The 20,002-nt window shown below is 65.4% G+C and carries 17 protein-coding genes and 2 tRNA genes; 9 read left to right on the forward strand and 10 right to left on the reverse strand.

Annotated elements, in window-relative coordinates; all coding sequences use genetic code 11:
• Positions 1-2: 2 nt before the first annotated feature.
• Both GYH34_RS05945 and GYH34_RS05950 read left to right on the forward strand, forming a co-directional pair.
• Positions 3-770, forward strand: a complete 768-nt coding sequence (locus tag GYH34_RS05945; protein WP_161914909.1) for an ABC transporter ATP-binding protein — start codon at positions 3-5, stop codon at positions 768-770.
• The gene (locus GYH34_RS05950) at positions 767-1,555 is read left to right on the forward strand and encodes an ABC transporter permease subunit (protein WP_161912771.1); all 789 of its coding nucleotides are present in this window, start codon (positions 767-769) and stop codon (positions 1,553-1,555) included. The genes GYH34_RS05945 and GYH34_RS05950 overlap by 4 nt, the downstream gene beginning before the upstream one ends.
• 250 nt (positions 1,556-1,805) lie before the next feature.
• Here GYH34_RS05950 and GYH34_RS05955 read toward each other — a convergent pair whose 3' ends face one another.
• Positions 1,806-3,158, reverse strand: coding sequence for a L,D-transpeptidase family protein (locus GYH34_RS05955; RefSeq protein WP_244635291.1), 1,353 nt, complete (start codon positions 3,156-3,158; stop codon positions 1,806-1,808).
• Positions 3,159-3,441: 283 nt separating this feature from the next.
• Between GYH34_RS05955 and ychF the strand changes: the two genes are divergently transcribed.
• Positions 3,442-4,539, forward strand: a complete 1,098-nt coding sequence (ychF, locus tag GYH34_RS05965; protein ID WP_161912772.1) for a redox-regulated ATPase YchF — start codon at positions 3,442-3,444, stop codon at positions 4,537-4,539.
• A gap of 49 nt (positions 4,540-4,588) precedes the next feature.
• Here the strand turns inward: ychF and GYH34_RS05970 are convergent, their stop codons facing one another.
• Positions 4,589-4,954 carry a hypothetical protein gene (locus GYH34_RS05970; RefSeq protein WP_018266706.1) on the reverse strand — a complete coding sequence of 122 codons (366 nt, stop codon included), beginning with the start codon at positions 4,952-4,954 and terminating at the stop codon, positions 4,589-4,591.
• Positions 4,955-5,050: 96 nt separating this feature from the next.
• Between GYH34_RS05970 and GYH34_RS05975 the strand changes: the two genes are divergently transcribed.
• The 4 genes from GYH34_RS05975 (at position 5,051) to GYH34_RS05990 (ending at position 6,712) form a co-directional block, all read left to right on the forward strand.
• Positions 5,051-5,743, forward strand: coding sequence for an HAD-IA family hydrolase (locus GYH34_RS05975; protein ID WP_161912773.1), 693 nt, complete (start codon positions 5,051-5,053; stop codon positions 5,741-5,743).
• A gap of 51 nt (positions 5,744-5,794) precedes the next feature.
• Positions 5,795-5,869, forward strand: a tRNA-Val gene (locus GYH34_RS05980).
• 106 nt (positions 5,870-5,975) lie between these two features.
• Positions 5,976-6,050 (forward strand) — tRNA-Thr (locus GYH34_RS05985).
• A 209-nt stretch (positions 6,051-6,259) separates the two neighbouring features.
• Positions 6,260-6,712 carry an FKBP-type peptidyl-prolyl cis-trans isomerase gene (locus GYH34_RS05990; RefSeq protein ID WP_161912774.1) on the forward strand — a complete coding sequence of 151 codons (453 nt, stop codon included), beginning with the start codon at positions 6,260-6,262 and terminating at the stop codon, positions 6,710-6,712.
• A 105-nt stretch (positions 6,713-6,817) separates the two neighbouring features.
• Here the strand turns inward: GYH34_RS05990 and ahpF are convergent, their stop codons facing one another.
• Both ahpF and ahpC read right to left on the reverse strand, forming a co-directional pair.
• The gene (gene ahpF, locus GYH34_RS05995; protein WP_161912775.1) at positions 6,818-8,371 is read right to left on the reverse strand and encodes an alkyl hydroperoxide reductase subunit F; all 1,554 of its coding nucleotides are present in this window, start codon (positions 8,369-8,371) and stop codon (positions 6,818-6,820) included.
• Between the two features lie 205 nt (positions 8,372-8,576).
• The gene (ahpC, locus tag GYH34_RS06000) at positions 8,577-9,140 is read right to left on the reverse strand and encodes an alkyl hydroperoxide reductase subunit C (protein WP_018266702.1); all 564 of its coding nucleotides are present in this window, start codon (positions 9,138-9,140) and stop codon (positions 8,577-8,579) included.
• A 152-nt stretch (positions 9,141-9,292) separates the two neighbouring features.
• Between ahpC and GYH34_RS06005 the strand changes: the two genes are divergently transcribed.
• Complete coding sequence (locus tag GYH34_RS06005) at positions 9,293-10,276, forward strand: hydrogen peroxide-inducible genes activator (protein WP_161912776.1); 984 nt, start codon at positions 9,293-9,295, stop codon at positions 10,274-10,276.
• 18 nt (positions 10,277-10,294) lie between these two features.
• On the opposite strand, the gene GYH34_RS06010 is transcribed toward GYH34_RS06005, so the two are convergent.
• From GYH34_RS06010 to GYH34_RS06035, 6 genes are all read right to left on the reverse strand, one after another.
• The gene (locus GYH34_RS06010) at positions 10,295-11,278 is read right to left on the reverse strand and encodes a threonine/serine dehydratase (protein ID WP_161912777.1); all 984 of its coding nucleotides are present in this window, start codon (positions 11,276-11,278) and stop codon (positions 10,295-10,297) included.
• Positions 11,279-11,292: 14 nt separating this feature from the next.
• Positions 11,293-12,087: an enoyl-CoA hydratase gene (locus GYH34_RS06015; RefSeq protein ID WP_161912778.1), complete on the reverse strand. Its 795-nt coding sequence runs from the start codon at positions 12,085-12,087 to the stop codon at positions 11,293-11,295.
• Positions 12,084-13,475: a DUF2252 domain-containing protein gene (locus GYH34_RS06020; protein ID WP_161912779.1), complete on the reverse strand. Its 1,392-nt coding sequence runs from the start codon at positions 13,473-13,475 to the stop codon at positions 12,084-12,086. The genes GYH34_RS06015 and GYH34_RS06020 overlap by 4 nt, the downstream gene beginning before the upstream one ends.
• 95 nt (positions 13,476-13,570) lie before the next feature.
• Positions 13,571-14,185: a hypothetical protein gene (locus GYH34_RS06025; protein WP_161912780.1), complete on the reverse strand. Its 615-nt coding sequence runs from the start codon at positions 14,183-14,185 to the stop codon at positions 13,571-13,573.
• Between the two features lie 659 nt (positions 14,186-14,844).
• Positions 14,845-16,215, reverse strand: coding sequence for a HAMP domain-containing sensor histidine kinase (locus GYH34_RS06030; RefSeq protein WP_174242375.1), 1,371 nt, complete (start codon positions 16,213-16,215; stop codon positions 14,845-14,847).
• On the reverse strand, positions 16,212-16,898 hold the full coding sequence (locus GYH34_RS06035; protein WP_161912781.1) for a response regulator transcription factor: 687 nt from the start codon (positions 16,896-16,898) through the stop codon (positions 16,212-16,214). Before GYH34_RS06035 ends, GYH34_RS06030 begins: the two co-directional genes overlap by 4 nt.
• Before the next feature lie 837 nt (positions 16,899-17,735).
• Here GYH34_RS06035 and GYH34_RS06040 point away from each other — a divergent pair.
• Entirely contained in the window at positions 17,736-20,000 is a 2,265-nt protein-coding gene (locus GYH34_RS06040; protein WP_161912782.1) for a TonB-dependent siderophore receptor, read from the forward strand.
• The last annotated feature ends 2 nt before the right edge of the window (positions 20,001-20,002 follow it).

Raw genomic sequence — 20,002 nt, forward strand, 5'->3', positions numbered from 1 at the left:
CGGTGGGCGTCGCGGAGCCTCTGGTCTCGCTGCGCGGGATCGGCAAAAGCTTCGCCAATGGCGTCGCGGCGCTCGAGAATTTCCATCTCGACCTTCGCGACGGCGAGTTTCTGACCTTGCTCGGCCCGTCGGGCTGCGGCAAATCGACCGCGCTGCGGCTCATCGCCGGCCTCGCGACGCCGAGCGCCGGCGCCATCGATTGGCGCGACTCGGCCGCGGCCCACAACATCGGCTTCGTGTTTCAGGAGGCGACGCTGCTGCCCTGGGCCGATGTCTTCGACAATGTCTATCTGCCGCTGCGACTCGCCGGCAAGACGCGCGAGGCCGCCGCGCCGCTGGTGCGCGAGACGCTGGCGCTCGTCGGTCTCGCCGATTTCGAGAAAGCGCTGCCGCGCCAGCTCTCCGGCGGCATGAAGATGCGCGTCGCCATAGCGCGCGGCCTGGTGACGCGGCCGAAATTGCTGCTGATGGACGAGCCCTTCGCGGCGCTCGACGAGGTGACGCGCTTTCGTCTCGGCGACGATCTCCTCGCCATGAAGCGAAGGCTCGATACGACGATCGTCTTCGTCACCCATTCCATTTACGAGAGCGTCTATCTCTCGACGCGCATTCTCGCGCTCGCCGCGCGCGGCGGCGCGATCGTCGATACGATCGACATAGACGCGAATATCGCGCGCGACGAAGAATTCCGCACGAGTCCCGAGTTCGCGCAATATTGCCGGCGCGCTTCCGCCGCTCTGCGCAGCGCCTATGGGGAGGAGCTGCGATGACGCAAGCGAGCCCGCTTCGCGAGGCGCTGTCGCCGCTGGCCGTGCTGGCCGCCGCGCTCGCCGCTTGGGAGGCGGCGGTGCGCTTCTGGGCCATTCCGCCCTATGTGCTGCCGGCGCCGAGCCTCATCGCCGCGACTCTGGTGAAGGATCGCGAGATTCTCTTCGCCTCGCTCCTCGTCACGCTGACGACGGCGCTGGAGGCGCTGGCGCTGGCGACGATCGGCGGCGTCGCTCTGGCTCTGCTCATCTCGCGCTCGCGCTGGATGGAGCGCGCGCTGATGCCTTTCGCCATTGTGCTGCAAGTGACGCCCATCATCGCCATAGCGCCGCTGCTGCTGGTCTATCTCGCCCCCGCCGAGGCGGTGCTGGTCTGCGCCTTTCTGGTCGCCTTCTTTCCCATTCTCGCCAATACGTCGCTCGGCCTCGCCTCGGTCGATCGCTCATTGATCGAGCTTTTCGATCTCTATCGCGCCTCGCCGTGGCGCAAGCTCGTCTATCTGCGCGCGCCGGCGGCGCTGCCGCAATTTTTCGCCGGGCTGCGCATCGGCGGAGGGCTCGCGCTCATCGGCGCCATTGCGGCCGAGCTGGCGGCCGGCGCTGCGGGGCAGGGGGCGGGGCTCGCCTTCCGCATTTCGGAGGCCGGCTATCGCCTCGACATTCCGCGCATGTTCGCGGCGCTGGCGTTGGTTTCGCTGGCGGGTATCGTCATCTATGCGGGGCTGACGGCGCTGTCGCGCCTCGCTCTGTCGCGCTGGCACGAGAGCGCGCGTGGATTGGACGATTAGCGCACCCTCATCGCCCCGCGCCCACCTGGGCGCAGCGCGCATCGGCGGTCTTGAAATAAGGCGGATCGCAGGGCGCGAAGTCCTGCGGGCACATTTTCTCGCAATATTGCACGGGGAGGACGACGACGGTCTCGGTCCTCCGCAGCGGAGGGGAGCGTCGCTCTGCGGCCGCCGCACAGAGAGCGCCTGAGAAGGCCAGGGCGAAAACGATCGAAGCGCCGCGCATCGTTCCTCCGAAGGGACGAGCGAATCAGCGATCCCCGCGCGCTTCGCCCACCGCGTCCACCCCATATATATCGTTGCGGAAGTGAACGGTTCCATTCGCGGAAGCCCATCCGGTCATATACACCCAGACGACCGGCACCGGCTTGGGCAGGATCACGTCCTGGCGCTCGCCGCCGATCTTGGACATGATCGCGGCCTTGTCCCATTGTCCCGGCGCGCCTTCCAGCAGCCAGGTCGCGAGGTCATAGACGCCCTCGACGCGCACGCAGCCATGCGAGAGAAAGCGGTAGTCGCTGGCGAAGAGCCGCTTGCTCGGCGTGTCATGCATATAGACGGCGTGCTTATTGGGCATTGCGATGCGGATCGAGCCCAGCGAATTTTGCGCGCCGCTGTCCTGGCGCAGCGTGTAATTGACCGCCCGCTCGCTGGCCCAATTGATCGATTTCGGCTCCACCTCGGTCCCGTGATTGTCGAAGACGCGAATGCGCGCCTTGGCGAGATAGGACGGGTCCTTCTGCATTTTGGGCATGATCTCGTTCTTGATGATCGAGACCGGGACCGTCCATGTGGGGTTGAGATTGACCGCGCCGATCTTCGCCTCGACCTCGGGCGAAGGATGCTCGACATCGCCGACGATCGCCGTATAGCGCCGCACGACATGGCCGTTCTCCACCGCGTCGACGGCGGCGGAGGGGATGTTGACGACGATGTAGCGTGGGCCGAAGGGGAAATCATTGCCGGCGAGCCGCTGCGCCGAGGAGGCTAGCTGACGAAAGCGCACCGAGGCCGGCACGTCCAATTCTCGTAGCGTCGCGCCGGCGACCGCGCCGGTCTGCCTCAGCCCCATGCGGAATTGAAAATGTTTCACTGCTTGGGAGAGGCCGGCGTCCCAGGCCTCGCCGCCGGCCGCTTCCGCCGGCAGATCACCCTCGGCGGCGAGGCGCCTGCGCAGCGCAGCCACCGCCTTGCCGCGCGCGCCGGGCTGCAATGGCGTCCCCACCTTGGGCCAGCCGCCGGCGTCGGCGATGGCCGCATAGCGCTCGGAGGCGAGCGAGGTGGCGAAGAAGGTCTCGGGCTGCAGCGCAGGGGTCGGATCGTCGGAGAGCGCCATCTCGCGCGGCGGCGCGGGCTTGGGCTTCGGCTTTGGTTTGGGCTTGGGCGCGGCGGCCGTCTGCGGGGCCGCCGTCGGCGCTGCTCCGGGCTCGGCCGGGGCGGTGGGAGAGGAGGCGGGCGCCGGGACAGGGGCGGGAACGGGCGCAGGCGCTGGGGCCGCCGGAGCCGCGGTCGGCGCGGGAGCCGGCGCGACAGGAGCGGCCGGAGCCGGGGAAGGCTCGGCGGCGGTCTGCGCCAACGCGGGAATGAGCGGCGCTGCGAGCAATCCCGCCGCCGCGAATGTCGCGATCGCGCGACCAGCTCGTCCGATTCGTGATCTGTTTCGCATATTGTTCCGCGCCAGAATCGCGCCCTCGAGATTCGCCGACGCTCTGCTTTTGTCGAAGCTTTTCCGCCTTGCGAGGCGCGCGGTCAACCCGCGCGGCGAGGATGCGCCTTTCTGCTGGGCGGAATTATGGAGACGCTGCGCCGCGGCCGCGCCCCTTGCCTTTTGCGCCGGTCCCGCCCATACCGCGCCGCAGCGAGATTGCGCGAGGATACGGGACGCCATGGGCTTCAAATGTGGAATCGTCGGCCTGCCGAATGTCGGCAAGTCGACCCTCTTCAACGCGCTGACGCAGACGGCGGCAGCGCAGGCGGCCAATTATCCCTTCTGCACGATCGAGCCCAATGTCGGCGACGTCGCCGTGCCCGATCCGCGCCTCGAAAAGCTCTGCGAGATCGCCGGCTCCAAGCAGATCATCCCGACGCGCCTCACCTTCGTGGACATAGCCGGGCTCGTGCGCGGCGCCTCCAAAGGCGAGGGGCTCGGCAATCAGTTCTTGGCCAATATCCGCGAATGCGACGCCATCGCCCATGTGGTGCGCTGCTTCGAGGATGGCGACATCACCCACGTCGAGGGCGACGTCGATCCGATCCGCGACATTGAGACGATCGAGACCGAGCTGATGCTCGCCGATCTCGAGAGCCTGGAAAAGCGCGTGGTCCCGCTCGAGAAGAAGGCCAAGGGCGGCGACAAGGACGCCAAGGAGCTGCTCGATCTGATGCGCCGCTGCCTCGATCTGGTGCGCGAGGGCCGTCCCGCCCGCCTCGTCGTGATCGCGCCGGAGGAGCGCGAAGCGCTCGCCGGTCTCGGCCTGCTGTCGTCCAAGCCCGTCCTCTATGTCTGCAATGTCGAGGAGGGCGCCGCTGCGGAGGGCAATTCCTTCTCGCAGAAGGTCGCCGCGCGGGCGCGCGAGGAGGGCGCGGCGAGCGTCGTCGTCTCGGCCAAGATCGAGAGCGAGATCGCCGTGCTGCCGGCCGAGGAGCAGAAGGACTATCTCGAGGCGGTCGGGCTCGAGGAGCCGGGCCTCAACCGCGTCATCCGGGCCGGCTATACGCTGCTGCGCCTCGTCACCTATTTCACCGTGGGGCCGAAGGAGGCGCGCGCCTGGACGATCGAGCAGGGCACGCGCGCGCCGCAGGCGGCGGCGGTGATCCATACCGATTTCGAGAAGGGCTTCATCCGCGCCGAGACCATCGCCTTCGAGGATTATGTCGCGCTGCGCGGCGAAGCGGGCGCGCGCGAGGCGGGGAAGTTCCGGCTCGAGGGCAAGGACTATGTCGTCGCCGACGGCGACGTGCTGCATTTCCGCTTCAACAACTGATTGGACGAAAGCGGGCCTTCGGGCTCGCTGTCTCCTATGCGGGGTCTCGCTATTTCGCCGGCGGCGTGCAGACCACCGAGCTCTCGTTCAAGACGAAGCAGATCGACATCTGTCCCGAGCGCAGATCGACGCGGAACACGCCGCCCTCGCCCGTATGGCGGGAGGCGATCAGCGCATATTCGCTGAACTGCCCCGCCTTGGCGCCCTCGCCCGGCGGATAGCACAGCGTCACGCCGACGGCCGCGCCCTCCTTCAGCCCATATTGGCAGGCCCCTACCTCGCCGCTGGCGCGGTCCAGGCGAAAGACGCGGTTGAGATCGGTCTGCGGGGCGGCGAGAAACTCGTAATTGCCGGCGAGCGCCGCCGGCGCCGCCAGGGCGGCCCCGAGAGAGAGGAGACGAATGGCTGCGCGCAAGGTTACACTCCTTCGACGAATCACAGGGCGCAGTCTACACGCCGATGCGGCAATCGCGAGACAGCGCGCAAGGGGATAGCCGCAAGGGGGCAGCGAATGGTCGGCGCGCCGACTCTGGTCTTCGATCTCGACGGCACGCTGGCCGACACGGCCGGCGATCTCATCGCCACCTTGGGCGTGCTGCTGGCGCGCGACGGCCGCATGCCCGTGCCTCTCTCCGCCGTGCGCACGCTGGCTGGGGCCGGCGCGCGGGCGATGATCGAGCGCGGCTTCGCGGCCACCGGCGCGCCGCTCCCGCCGGAGCGGGTCGAGGCCCTGTTTCCCGAGTTTATCGCCCATTATCGCGAGCGAATCGCCGTCGAGACGCGGCTCTTTCCCGGAGCGGAGGCGGCGCTGGAGCGATTCGCCGAGGCCGGCTTCGCGCTCGCCGTCTGCACCAATAAATCCGAGGAGCTGGCCGTTCTGCTGCTGGAGCGCCTGGGCGTCGCCGGGCGATTCGCCGCCATTTGCGGCCGCGACACTTTTCTCGCGCACAAGCCCGACGCGCGCGCGCTGACGCTGACGATCGAAAGAGCCGGCGGCCATGCGGCGCGGGCGGTGATGGTCGGCGATTCGCAGACCGACATAGCGACGGCCAAAAACGCCGGCGTGCCTGTGGTCGCGGTGGATTTCGGCTATACGGAGACCCCGGTCTCGTCCTTCGGCCCCGACCGGGTGATCTCGCATTTCGACGAATTATGGGAGGCCGTGGCCTCGCTCGGCGTGCTGGAAGCCTCCGCATGCACTTGACGGGAGACACCGTCGTCTCTTACAGAACTGTTCGGCCTCGGTGAGGCCCTCGGGCGGCTAGCTCAGCGGGAGAGCACTCCCTTCACACGGGAGGGGTCACAGGTTCAATCCCTGTGCCGCCCACCATTTGCTCCACTTTTCCCCTTTCGACGATTTTCCTCCTTCCGCTCGGCGGATAGGCGCGGCGAATGTCTTGCGCAGTCGCCATCACTGTGGCACAAGGCCGCCCGACGCTGCAGTAGCTCAGTGGTAGAGCACTCCCTTGGTAAGGGAGAGGTCGAGAGTTCAATCCTCTCTTGCAGCACCAGCCCACCCGCGCGATTTTCCGCCCTCGAGCCTCGCCTCGCGTCATTTGCCGCTGGTTGACACCCGCCTGCGCCGAAGGCAGACAGGCTCGTGGCGGCGCCCGCAAAGGTCACGAAGGCCGACCCACGGCCGATGATCGGCGGCGCTGCTCGAACGCCCTCGCTTTGCGCGCAGGGCTGCTCGCCGCGCCCTATTCCCAAAGGACCCGACATGCGCGCCCTATTCCGTTTCCACGCTCTGCCCGCCCTCGCCGCATTGGCGCTCGTCGCTGCGCCGCTCCCGGCGCTCGCGCAGAGCTCCGCGACGACCACCACCGCCACCGGAATCAAGATCACCGACACAAAGGTCGGGACCGGCTCCGGCGCGGAGCCGGGGCAGATGCTGAAGATGCATTACACCGGCTGGGTCTCGCAGAACGGCGCCAAGGGCAAGAAGTTCGACAGCTCGCTGGACCGCGGCCAGCCCTTCGAGTTCCGCCTCTCGGCCGGACAGGTGATCGCCGGCTGGGATCAGGGCATTCTCGGCATGAAGGTCGGCGGCAAGCGCACGCTGGTCATTCCGCCCGAGCTCGGCTATGGCGCGCGCGGCGCCGGCGGCGTGATACCGCCCAACGCCACGCTCATTTTCGATGTCGAGCTGATCGAGATCAAAGGGCAGATCTGACGGCCGCGCGCCGCTTTTGCGAGCGAAGCGAAGCGATCCAGAGACGAGGGGCCGCCCTGGATCGCTTCGCAGCTCACGCCTCTCGAATTGAGAAGCGAACTCGCGTCACATCCGCACCAGATGGTCGAAGGCCGACAGCGCCGCCGTCGCGCCTTCGCCCATGGCGATGACGATCTGCTTATAGGGAACCGTCGTCGCGTCGCCGGCCGCGAACACGCCTGGCGCCGAGGTGTGGCAGCGGCGGTCGATCTCGATCTCCTTATAGGGCGAGAGCGTCACCGCGCCATTCAGCCATTCCGTGTTGGGCAGCAGGCCGATCTGCACGAACACGCCTTCCAATTCGACAGTGCGCGTCGCCTCGCTCTCGCGGTCGCGATAGACGAGCCCCGTCACCTTGGCGCCGTCGCCGAGAATCTCGGTCGTCTGCGCCGAGACGAGAATCGTCACATTGGGCAGCGAGCGCAGCTTCTCCTGCAAGATCCCATCGGCGCGCAGTTTGCCGTCGAATTCGAGCAAGGTCACATGCGAGGCGAGGCCGGCGAGATCGATCGCCGCCTCGACGCCGGAATTGCCGCCGCCGATCACCGCCACGCGCTTGCCTTTGAACAGAGGCCCGTCGCAATGCGGGCAATAGGCGACGCCCTTGGTCATATATTCCGTCTCGCCCGGCACATTGATGCGCCGCCAGCGCGCGCCCGGCGCCAGAATGATCGTCTTCGATTTGAGCGTCGCGCCATTGGCGAGCTTCAGCTCCGTGAGACCGCCGGCCTGCGCCGCCGGAATCAGCGCGGAAGCGATCTGGCCATTCATCACATCGACGGAATATTCCGCGACGTGACGCTCCAGCGCCGCCGCCATATGCGGGCCTTCCGTGTGCGGAACGGAGATGAAATTCTCTATGCCCGCCGTGTCCTGCACCTGGCCGCCGAAACGCTCGGCGACAATGCCGGTGCGCACGCCTTTGCGCGCGGCGTAGATCGCCGCCGCCGCGCCCGCCGGGCCGCCGCCGACCACCAGCACGTCGAAAGGCTCCTTGGCGGAAATGGACGCGGCCTTTTTCTCGCCGGCGCCGGCGTCGAGCTTGTCGAGAATCTGCTCCAGCGTCGCGCGGCCATGCTGGAAGGGCTCGCCGTTCAGATAGACGGCGGGCACCGCCATTATGCCGCGCTCCTCCACCTCCTTGGGGAACAGCCCGCCGTCGATCGCCACATGGCGCACGCGCGGATTGAGCGCCGCCATCGTGTCGAGCGCCTGCACCACCTCCGGGCAGTTCTGGCAGGTGAGCGAGAAATAGGTCTCGAAGCGATATTCGCCGTCGAGCGCCTTTATGCGCGCAAGGGTTTCCTCGTCCTCCTTCGGCGGATGGCCGCCGACATGCAGCAGCGCCAGCACGAAGGAGTTGAATTCGTGGCCGCCCGGAATGGCGGCGAAGCGCAAGCCGACATCGGCGCCTTGGCGCTCGATCGCGAAAGAGGGACGGCGCGAATCATCGTCGCTGCGCACATAGGAGATATTGTCCGAGACGCTCGCGACCTCCTGCAGCAGCTCGGCGAGCTCTGTGGATTTCTCGCTGTCATCGAGCGAGGCGCGGAGCGTGATGGGCGTGACGATGCGCGCGAAATAGGCCTGCAGCTGTGTTTTCAGAGCGGCGTCCAGCATCTTCGACTCCCGATGTTCGAGAACAATCCCCTCGTCCTGAGGAGCCCGCGAAGCCGGCGTCTCGAAGGACGCATCGTTGCGCGCGCTGGAGCATCCTTCGAGGCTTTTTGCGTTCCACAAAAAGCGCCTCAGGATGAGGCGGGGGAATTTTCGATGGCCCGGAGGAGCCCCCGGCCGGCAGACCGGCCGGGAGCGTCGTGCGGTATTAGATCTTGCCGACGAGGTCGAGCGAGGGGGCGAGCGTCTTCTGACCCTCTTCCCACTTGGCCGGGCAGACCTCGCCCGGATGCGCCGCGACATACTGCGCCGCCTTGACCTTGCGCAGCAGCTCGAGCGCATTGCGGCCGACGCCGCCGGCGTTGATCTCGACGATCTGAATCTTGCCGTCGGGATCGATGACGAAAGTGCCGCGGTCGGCGAGGCCGGCCTCTTCGATCAGCACGTCGAAATTGCGGCTCAGCGTCAGCGTCGGATCGCCGACCAACGGATACTCGATCTTGCCGATCGCCGGCGAGGTGTCGTGCCAAGCCTTATGGGCGAAATGCGTGTCGGTGGAGACGCCGTAGATCTCGACGCCGATCGCCTTGAAGGCGGCGTAGTTGGTGGCGAGGTCCTCGAGCTCGGTCGGGCAGACGAAGGTGAAGTCGGCCGGATAGAAGAAGAACACCGACCACTTGCCCTTGAGCGTGGCTTCGGTGACGTCGACGAACTTGCCGGCGTGGAAGGCGGTCGCCTTGAACGGCTTGATCTCGGAGCCGATGAGAGACATTCGATTTTCTCCTCGAGTGGTGAAGGCGCGCGAGAGGCGGATGAGTCCGCGGGCCTTCGGGGAAGACGCCCGGGAACCTAGAGGGGTTTCACTATCGATAAAAGCGAAAAAAACAGGCTTCAATAATCGAATTTAGCGATTATGTTGGGCAGATGGCGGTTTTGCCCACCCTCAGGCAGCTGCGTTTTCTGGTCGCCGTCGTGGACGAGCGGCATTTCGGCCGCGCGGCCGAGGTCTGCCTCGTCGGCCAATCGACGCTCAGCGCCGGAATATTGGAGCTCGAGCAATTGCTCGGCGTGCGCCTCTTCGAGCGCACCAAGCGCAAGGTCTCGCCGACGCCGGTGGGCCGCGAATTGGCCGAGCGCGCGCGCACGATTCTCCGCGAGGCGCAGGATATCGTCGAGCTGGCGCGCGCCGCTCAGGCGCCCATGTCCGGGCCGCTGCGGCTCGGCGTCATTCCGACCATAGGGCCGTTTCTGTTTCCGCGTGTGCTGCCGCGGCTGCGCTCCGCCTTTCCAGAGCTGAAGCTCTATTTGCGCGAGGAGCAGACCGAGCCGCTGCTGGCGCGTCTCGACGCCGGCGAATTGGACGCCGCCGTGCTGGCGCTTCCCTATCCTTCGCGCGGCATGGAGACGATCGATCTCGGCGAAGATCCTTTCGTCGTCGTCTGCCCACCGGGGCATAGGCTGAGCCGAATGACGGCGGTCGGGCATGACGATATGGCGGCCGAGGATCTGCTGCTGCTGGAGGAGGGCCATTGCCTGCGCGATCATGCGCTCGCCGCATGTGCGCTCGAGGGCGCGCGGCGCAATGTCGCCTTTCAGGGCACCAGCCTGCATACGCTGGCGCAAATGGTCGCCAATGGGCTCGGCGTGACGCTGCTGCCGCAAATGGCGCTGGACGCCGGAATATTGCGCGGGCTCGATCTCGAGGTGCGGCCGCTCTCGGGCGAGGCGCCCTTCCGCCGCATCGGCCTCGTCTTTCGCGCCTCCTCCGCGCGCAAGGAGACGTTCCGCCGTCTCGCGCGCGCGCTCGAGGGATTTTTGGCGGAGGCCGCGCCGGTGGAGAAAGCGAAAGCGTCTACGGCGCTCGCGCGCGGCGCGAGGAAGAGCGCGGCTGGCCCACGTCGCAAGTGACGTGCGGCGATGGGCGCTTCAACTCGAACGATCGAGAATTGCGGCAAAGTCCTTGCGATCGACATTGCCGCCCGAAGCGATGACGGCCACCGTCATTCCCGCGAAGCGTTCGCGTTCGATCAGCGCGCAGGCGAGCGCCGCCGCGCCGCCGGGCTCCAGCATGATGCGGAAATGCTCTGCGGCGACGCGCATCGCGGCTTCGACTTGCGCATCTGTCGCCGTGAGCCCCTGCGCGCCACAGGCGAGCAGAATCGGCAGCGTGTGGCGGCCGGGCGTCGGCGCGAGCAGCGCGTCGCAGATCGAGCCGGTGAGCGCGGCGTTGACCTGCGGGTCGCCGCTCTCGAGCGAGCGACGCATATCGTCGAAGCCCGCCGGCTCCGCCGTGAACATTTGCGGCGCGCGCTCGAAGAGTGGCAAGGTCAGCGCAATGCCGGAGGCGAGCCCGCCGCCGCTGCAGGAGGCGATGATCGCATCCGGCGCAATGTCTTTCGCGCGCGTCTGCGCGACTATCTCGAGGCCGATGGTTCCTTGTCCGGCGATGGTGCGCGGATCGTCGTAAGGGTGAATGAAGCGCAGGCCTTCCTGCTCGGCGAGGCGGCGCGTCATCGCATCGCGATCATTGCTCAGACGATCATAGAATTCGACGCGCGCCCCCAGCGCCTTCGTGCGCTCGAGCTTGACGCGGGGCGCGTCGCGCGGCATCACGAGCGTCGCGGAAACCCCCAGAGCATGCGCAGCGAAGGCGACGGCCTGCGCATGATTGCCGGAAGAAACCGCGATGACGCCGCGGCGCCGCTCCTCATCCGTCAGCTGCAAGAGCTGATTGAAGGCGCCGCGTAGCTTGAAGGCGCCGATCGGCTGAAGATTCTCCGCCTTCACCAAAAGGCGAAAGCCGATCTCCTCGTCGAGCAGCGGCGCCGTGAGCAATGGCGTCGCCTCGACATGCGGAGCGATGCGCGTCGCCGCGGCTTCGATATCGGCGAGAGTGAGCGGCGCGCTCATGTCATTTCCCCAGCTCATTTCCCATTGAATTTCGGCTCGCGCTTCTCGAGAAAAGCCGTGCGGCCTTCTGCATAATCGGCGCTGTCGAAACAGGCTGCTGTGAGCTTCTCGCAATCTTCCGCCGAGAGCGCATGCGGCAATCCAGACGCGCGCCTTATCGCGGCCTTGGCGGCGCGCAGAGTGAGCGGCGCATTGGCGGCGATCCCGCGCGCGATATTCATGATCGCCGCGTCGAATCCGTCTTTCGGCAGCACGCGCGAGACAAAGCCCGCGGCGCGCGCCTCATCGGCGTTTATGCGTCGCGCGGTGAAGAAGAGATCCATGGCGTTCTGCGGGCCGACGGCGGCGACGACATAGCTCATCGCTTCCGGCGGATAGCCGACGCCGAGCCGTCCCGCGGGAATGCCGAACACGCAAGCCTCCGCCGCTATGCGCAGATCGCAGGCGGCCGCGAGCCCCATGCCGCCGCCCATGCAATAGCCGGCGATCGCCGCGATCACCGGCTTGCCGAGGCGCGACAGCGCGTCGAAGGCTTCGACATTGGCCTGCTCATAGGCGCGGCCGCCTTCCGCTGTCGCGCGCACGGTGGAGAATTCCGAAATATCGGCGCCGGAGCAGAATGGCAGCGACGGCGCGCCGGTCAGCACCACGACGCGCACGGTCTCGTCGGCGTCGAGCGCGGCCAGCAGCGGCGGCAATGCGCGCCACATCGAGAAATCGAAAGCGTTGCGTCGCTCGCCATTGTCGATGAGGACGCGCGCGACGCCCTCCGCGATGACGGCGTGCAGCTTCGGTGTCGAGTCGCTCATCGGCCTTTGTCGCTCCCTTCCGCTTCGTCTTTCGCCTTGGCGCGCCAGGCCAGAAACTCCGCGTGATCGCAGGTGTTGCGCGCGGCGTAGAGCATGGCGAAGGACGCCATGGCGTCGTCGAAGGCGCCGCTCTTGCCCATATAGCCGCAGATGATCGCAGGATCGGCGGAGCGCGCATGGGCGCGCGCCAGCACGCTGCCGCAGAGCGCGGCGTAATCGTCGAGCGCATGCTCCTCGAAGAGCTCCGCGACCGAGCCGAGGCGGCGGTTCTTCAAATGGCGCACATAGAAATGCCGGCCGGTGGATTCGTCCTCGGCCCAGCCGAGGAAGAGATCGGTCGAGGCCTGCATCACGCGCTGGCCATGCACGACGCGCTTGCCTTCGGCGTCCTTCCATTGCGCCGCGGCCTCCGGCGCGAGCCGCGCCAGCACGGAGGGGCGCGCTTCCTTCAATTGCAGGAACAAGGGCTCGTCGTCGGCGGTGGCGAAGAGACCGATGGCGCAGAATGTGCCGACGCTGCCGATGCCGACGACCTTGAAAGCCGTATCCGTCAGCGCATAGCGGCGCAGCAGCGCGACCACTTCGGGATTGAGCGTCGCGCCGCAGCTCGCGAATGTCGCGGGTATGTCGAAACGCGTCGCGGCGCCGCCGCCATTGCCGATGTGATAGATGAGCGGCGGCCGCTCCTCTATGCGCAGGCCCATGGGCGTCGATTCGATATGCGGGAAATTATCGTCCTCGCGATCGGGCCGCGTCGCGGCGACGAGACCGCGCAATTTGCGCGCGAGCCGCTCGTGGAGCCCGTCCGCGACATGGACGAGATCGATGCGGTCGCGCCACGCCTTCAGCGGCGACAGACGCGAGAGGCCGCGCATATGGCGGCGATAGCCCCGCGCGGCCAGCTCGGCCGCATGGCGCGCGCGTTTTTCCGAGCGGCCGGCGTCCAGAGCGGCGACGGCGAAGCTCGCGCAGAGACGCCGCAGATCGACGGTGAAGTCGATATTGGGCAGCGTCTCGTCGAAATCGTTTATGTCGAAGAGCACATTGCCTTCCGACGACAAGAGCGCGCCGAAATTCATCAAATGGCAGTCGCCGCAAGATTGCGTCGAAATGCCCGGCGTCGGCAGAGCGGCGAGATCCTCCGCCATGATCGAGGCGGCGCCGCGCAGAAAGGCGAAGGAGGATTGCGCCATGCGCTCATAACGAATGGGCAGCAGCGAGGCGACGCGGCCTTCGTCCGTGGCGGCGAGAATAGCGGTGGGGTCGCGCTCGACGGGCGAGAAATCCGCGAGGCTCTCGCGCGGCGCGAAGCGCCGCCGCTCCTTGCCGGCCGCATAGCGCTCGGCGAAAACGAGATGATGCGAAGCCGCGGCTCCATGTTCCTGCATCGCAATTCTCCATGGCGCCGAGCGGCGCGAAACCGAGATGAAGCGCCGAATCTTCTCCCTCTCCCGCGCAGGCGGGGGAGGAGCCGCGCGTCGATCTAATCGATCGCCGCTTCTATGACGCGCGCCAGCGCGCCGAGCCTCTGCTCGATGAGCGCGGGCGTCTCGCAGACATAGGAGAGCGCATGGCGCCGCTCGTCGAAAACGCGCAAATCCCATTGCAGCGCCTCGCTGGCGTCCTTGATTTTTTGCGCGTCCTGCGTCGGCTTGTCCTGCTCGGCGCGCATCGCCTGCGTCTCCTCGCGCAGCCGCTCGGCGAGCAGCTTCTGCTTGGCGCCATAGCGGTCGAGCCCGGAGAGCACTTCGCGGCGCTCGGCCTCGAGCGTGTCGTAGACGCCGGCAAAAAGCGCCGTCAGCCGCTCCTTGCGCTTGTCTCCCGCCGCCGCGGCGAAATCCGCCACCAGCTTTTGCGCGGTCTCGATCGGCGTGCGTCGCGCGCTGACGCGGGCGACGAGATCGGCGAGCGCGGACTCCTCGCGCCAAGCCTTCGCGCCGTCGAGCGAGGGGCCGGTCCAGACGCCGGCGACGGCGACGCTCGGCACCTTCACCTGACGGCAGGGCCAATCGCTCTGTCCCGCCGCCTGCGGCTGCGCATGCGCTACGGACGCGCAAGAAAGAGCGAGAGCCAGAGCGGCGGAAAGGTAAGTCTTCATGGGGGAACGATCTGCGGCTGTGAGCGACGGGCCTCGTTTACGCCTTTTCGCCGCGCGCCGTAAAGGCGCGCCGATGCGCCCGGCGCCGCGCGGCGGCGGGGAGGAGGGGCGGCTCGGGACGCTCCGACCCCTTTCGGCCGCAGCGCGAAGATGCGCCCCGATACGCGGCTTCGCCTTCTCGTCGGCGTCCCGAGGCGCATTCGGATCCGCGAATCCTGGGTTTTCATATTCAAGACCCGATCGCTTCCGATGGCCTGGGCTCACGGAACGGCTCTCGCCCTCCCCATGGACGGGAGAGAAACGCCGGTTCGGCGACGCGCCGCCTGTCCAGGGAAGGGGGGGCGCCGTCCCGGATGGAGCCCCGGTCCCCGCCCGCGCTCCCTGACCCGAGAAGCGCGCCCTTGCGTCGACGGGAGCGAGGCAGAGATAGGAATAGGTTCAGGATTTGTCAAAGCGCCGGGGTGGGGAGATTCGGCTTCTGACTCTTCGCCGAGTGCGGGGCCTCGCGCGGAAGCCCACGACTTTGCGACGCGCCGGCGACGAGATCGATCGTCGCAGCCAGCCGCCACCCGCGCTTGCCGCGTTAACCGCGTTGCTCTTCTCTCCATCTCACCGACGACAGAATTGCGATCCGACCTATGTCGCTGGACAGCGGACATTCATTCCCGCGATAGCGTCAGCGCGATTTTGAACGTCGCGCCTCCGCCGGGCGTGTCTTCGACCCAGATGCGGCCGCCGTGAGCGTCCATGATTTCTTTGGCGATCGCGAGGCCGAGGCCCGTGCCGGACGTCGTTTCGGTTTTTCGCCAGAAGGCTTCGAAAACCATTTCGCGAAGGGCGGGCGCGACGCCTTCTCCATGATCGATGATCGCGACGATTCCGTCATCGTCGACCCGAACCACGATCGTTCCGTCTTTCGGCTCGGCGCGAAGCGCATTGTCGATGAGATTTGTCACGACGCAGTCGATCGCACGCTGATTTCCACGCACGAGCATCGACGCCCCGCTGCTCTCGAAATCGATGAATCGATTGCAATCCATCGCGAGCGGCAGAAAGTTGGAAACGATTTGCCGAACCGATCGCTCGAGATCGATGCTTTGATCGAGCGTCGTCTGGCCTTCCGTCAGCCGCGCGGCGACCAGCATTTGTTCGACGATCGACCGAAGCTGGCTCGCCTCGCCCAGCAATTCGCTCTTGAGCGTGGACGCTTTCGCATTCTCCAAGCGCGCGCGCATTATGGCGAGCGGCGTGCGCAATTCATGCGCCGCATTGGCGGTGAAGCGCCGCTGTCGCTCCACCCCCGCATCGAGGCGCATCAGCGCCTCGTTCATTCCTTCCACCAAAGGCGCGATTTCGACGGGTACGCCGCGCGTCGGCAATCGCTGGCGCAACGAGCTCAGGTCGATTCGCGCGACTTCACCGACGATCGCCCGCAAGGGCGTCAGGCCGCGCCGCACGACGATCCAAGCGACGCCGACTGTCGTCAGCATGCCGACGATCAGATAGGCGCTGACCCAGGCGAGATCGTTCTTAAGGGAGAAAAACAAGTCTTCCGGCCGAAATTTTTGTCCATAGAGCGCGACTTGCATCAAGCCTATGGGGGTCCGGCGAAACATCATATGACCGGAGCTGCCCGGCCATTGGTCGTCGCCCATTGTGAAATGGAGATGATCGGCGCGGATCTCCGCCAAGCTCGCCAATTTCGAGACGAGCTTCGGGGACGAGCCCGCCAAAGGCTGCATCCGCACCGGATCGAACACGGCGAAGAGCAGGCCGGGAACGCGCTGCATTTCCTCTTGCAGGTCGTGCGTCGGCTCGATTTTTCCGAGGCCGTCCTCTCCGCGGACCAATGAATCGTCCACGAGAGCGGTCACACGAACAGACGCCATTTCGTCGAATGACGCATTGAATCCGCCGACATTGGCCAGGCCGAGGACGAACATCACGATCCAAGCGAGCACGAAGGCTGGAAGTTGCGCGGCAGTAAGCAGAACCGTGACGCGCAATGCGAGCGACGGAGCGTTCGTCACGCCTCATACTCATTCGATTCCCGAATGATGTAGCCGAGGGAGCGAGCCGAATGAATCTCGACGCCGGCTTTCAATTGGGTCAGGCGAACGCGCAGGCGCGACACCTGCGACGTCAACGCGTGGTCCTGCGCCTCGATCTCGTTTCCGTAGAGCTGGGCGTTGAGCGCTTCTCGCGAAACGACGCAATTGGCGCGACGCAGCAAAGTCTCCAATAGGATCAGCTCGCTGCGCGGGAACAGAGCGGGGCGGCCGGCGATCGACACTGTGCGCTCGTCCAGATCGAGGGACAGCGCCCCGAGCTCGATCGGCGGGCTCGGCTGATCCCTGCGCCTTCGAAGATGCGCGCGAATGCGGGCGATCATCTCGTCGAGGTTGAACGGCTTGGTGAGATAATCGTCAGCTCCGGCCTCCAGGCCGTCGATTCTGTCGTCGATGGCGTCGAGCGCGGTCAGCATCAGAATGCGGATGGCCGGTTGCTTCTTTCGCAGCAGGGCGATCAGCGAGATGCCGTCTCCATCGGGAAGTCGCCTATCCAGCAAGGCGAGCGAATAAGCGTGATCCTCGAGCGCGATGACGGCATCCTCTTTCGTGCCGACTCGATCGACGCCATAGCCGGCTCGCTCGATCCTGGACATCACTTCGGACGCCAAGGCCGTATGGTCTTCCACCAAAAGAATACGCATGGGCGCCGCTCCCAGCTGTCATCGATGCGCGGCTCGAGCGACGAGCGTCCGAAATACGCATCCTTCACTGTCATATCGTAAGGAGAGGCGCCTGGAAAAGCGCTCGGCGAGCTGCGTTATGAGGCGAGTCTCATACGTTGGCCTCGAGACTGTGGCGCCGGCGCCACAGCTTCCGCCTTTTTGATGTATTTTCGAGGCCGCGAGGTTCCCGAGACACTTCGCTCTTAATGCTCGAGCTCACGACCCGAGGCGTCGCCCTGGCCAAAGCCGGTGGCAAACATGCTATGGCATTGGCCGAACGGGTCTTTTTAAGACATGGGCAGTCATGATGATCGCGCGAGAGGGCCAGCAAGCGGAAAGGCGCCGACGACCGGCGCTTTCTGCGTTCCTCTTCGGCATTTTGGCTCTGTCCTTCGTATTCCTCAGCCTCGCCGCGGGGCCGTTTTCGATCCCGTCTCTCGTGCGGATCGGCGATGGCGGTTTCGCCATCTCCTTTCGCGGCGCGCCTTGCCTGGCCGACCGGCATAGGAGTGATGCGCCTCCCGCAAAAACTGGCGATCATTCCCAGTGCTGCGTCCTCTGCGGCGCGCGCGATTTCGACGGCGCGACGCTCGCTGGCGCGACGCAGGAGAGCGGGGCGTTCGCGCCTCGGCCGGCGCTCGTCCTCGCTGCGGTTCGGCGGCGTGAGGCAAGAGTCCGCCCGCCCACAGGCTGGGCCAGCTCCTGGTCGTCACAGGCGCCGCCGATTTTCTCCTGACCGGCTGAACGAAGACCCTCGGGTCCAACCATCTCGTCACCGTTCATGCGGGCGTCGATCGCCGCGCAAGGAGAAATTCTATGCTTCGTTCCAACCTGTTGCGCGGCGCATCCGTCGGCGCGCTCATGGCCTTGTCCTTGTCCTCGATCCATTCGGCTCTGGCGCAGGAGTCGTTGCCGGCGATCGACATTGGCGCTGCGGCGGGGCCGGTTCGGCCCACAGCGCAATCTGCGCGCGCCGAGGCGGAAAAGACGAGCTACCACCCCAAAAGCGCAATGACGGCGCTCAAAACCAACACCTCCATCATGGAGACGCCGGTCTCTGTGCAAGTCGTGCCGCAGCAGGTGCTGCTGGATCAGCAGGCGACGACGCTGGCGCGCGCGGTGGACAATGTCAGCGGCGTTCGCTCATTCGATTCCAGCTATATCGGCGGCAATGATCAATTTCAGATCCGCGGCTTCACGACCTCTTATGTTTATACCGATGGGCTGCGATTGCAGAGCGGCCTGCCCGGAACGTCGTCGCTGATCAATGTCGAGAAGGTCGAGGTTCTCAAAGGGCCGGCTTCGATCCTCTATGGCCGCGCGGACCCGGGCGGCATCGTCAATGTCGTCACCAAGCAGCCCGAGGCGATTCCGCATTACGTCATCCAGCAGCAAATCGGTTCGTATAGTTCCTACCGAACGACGCTGGACGCCACCGGTCCTCTGACGAAAGACGATACGCTGCTCTATCGGCTGACGGCGGAGGCGGATCTAGAGCATTCTTTTCACGAGACGAACTATTCGCGAAATTACTTCGTCTCGCCGGTCGTGCGATGGAATATCGACGCCGCGACGCAAATAACATTCAATCTGCAATATGGCCGTCAAGCCATTCCCTTCGATGTCGGCACATTCGGATTCACCAAATACGATCCGCTCTCATTGGTGTTTGGCGTGGGGCCAGCGGCCTTTCTTCCGCGCGAGCGCGCATTCAACGATCCAAACTCCTCGATGAATGTCGAGACCGTGAAATACGGTTATAACTTCTCGCATAAATTCTCGGAGGATTGGACGCTGACCAATCGCTTCGAAGGCATCGTCTATCACTCGGACAATTACTTGGTGGTTCCGGTCGGATTCGCCGCCAATTCGCCGACGCAATTGAGCCGCGTCGCGATCGCCAATAGCGGCGTACGAGACAGCGTGAATTTAAATCTCGATCTCACAGGAAGATTTGAAACCTATGGCGTCGAGCATTCGGTGCTGGTCGGCGGCGATTACCTCTCCAATCGGGCGTTCAATCCGTTTTTCGGCGCATCGAAAATTCGGCAGTCGAACATCGACTATCTGTTTCCGATCCATAGCGTCACGCCGACCACTCTCAGCCAATACAATAGCTTCCTTCCCGGCTGGACCTCGATCAACCGAGAAGACTGGTACGGATTCTATGTTCAGGATCAGCTGAAGCTTCCCTACAATCTGTTCGTGTTGGCCGGAGCTCGCTACGATCGCGCCATCACGCATTCGAACGCCTATGACGGAAACGGCGAACAGCTGGGCAATAACTCTCAGCGCGTCACGCCGCGCTTCGGCCTGCTGTGGCGGCCGATCGAGGAAGTGAGCCTCTATGGCAGCTATCTCGAAAACTTCGGCTCCGCTGGCGGTCTCTCCGGTCCCGCCGGGCCGACACAGCAAATTCTGCCTTCGGAGACTGCCCAGCAATGGGAGGTGGGCGTCAAAACCGAGCTGTTCGACAAGCGCCTGACTGCCACTTTCGCCTATTACAATCTCATCAAGCAGCATGTTGGCGTGTCGGACCCCGATCCGACCAGAGCCGCTCTCGGCTACCGCGTCGCGACGGGCGAGATTCGCAATAGAGGCGTGGAGCTGGATGTCGCAGGAGAGATTCTGCCCGGCTGGAAGGTGATCGGCGGCTATTCCTATATCGACTCGATCGTCGCCAAGGACGAGGGCGTCGTCAGCGATCCGCTCGGCAATACGGTCAGCTTCAAGGGCTTCACCGGCTTCACGCCGGCCGATGTGTCCCGTCATATGGGCAATCTGTTCACGACCTACGAGCTGCAGGACGGCGATTGGAAGGGCCTGAAATTCGGCGGAGGCGTCAACGCCCGCAGCAAATCCTATGGCGACAGCCTGAACAGCTATCATGTTCCCGGCTACGCCATCTTCAATCTGCTCGCGTCCTACAGCTGGGATCTCTACGGGACCAAGCTGACCGCTCAGCTCAATGTCGAGAATCTGGCGGACACGCGCTATTACCCCACCGGCAACCGAGGCCAGTTCCAGATCGGCGTCGGAACGCCGCGAACGTTCAAGGGCTCCATCCGCATGGAGTTTTGACG

Origin of the sequence: Methylosinus sp. C49 (assembly GCF_009936375.1) — a bacterium.
Classification (GTDB): Bacteria; Pseudomonadota; Alphaproteobacteria; order Rhizobiales; family Beijerinckiaceae; genus Methylosinus.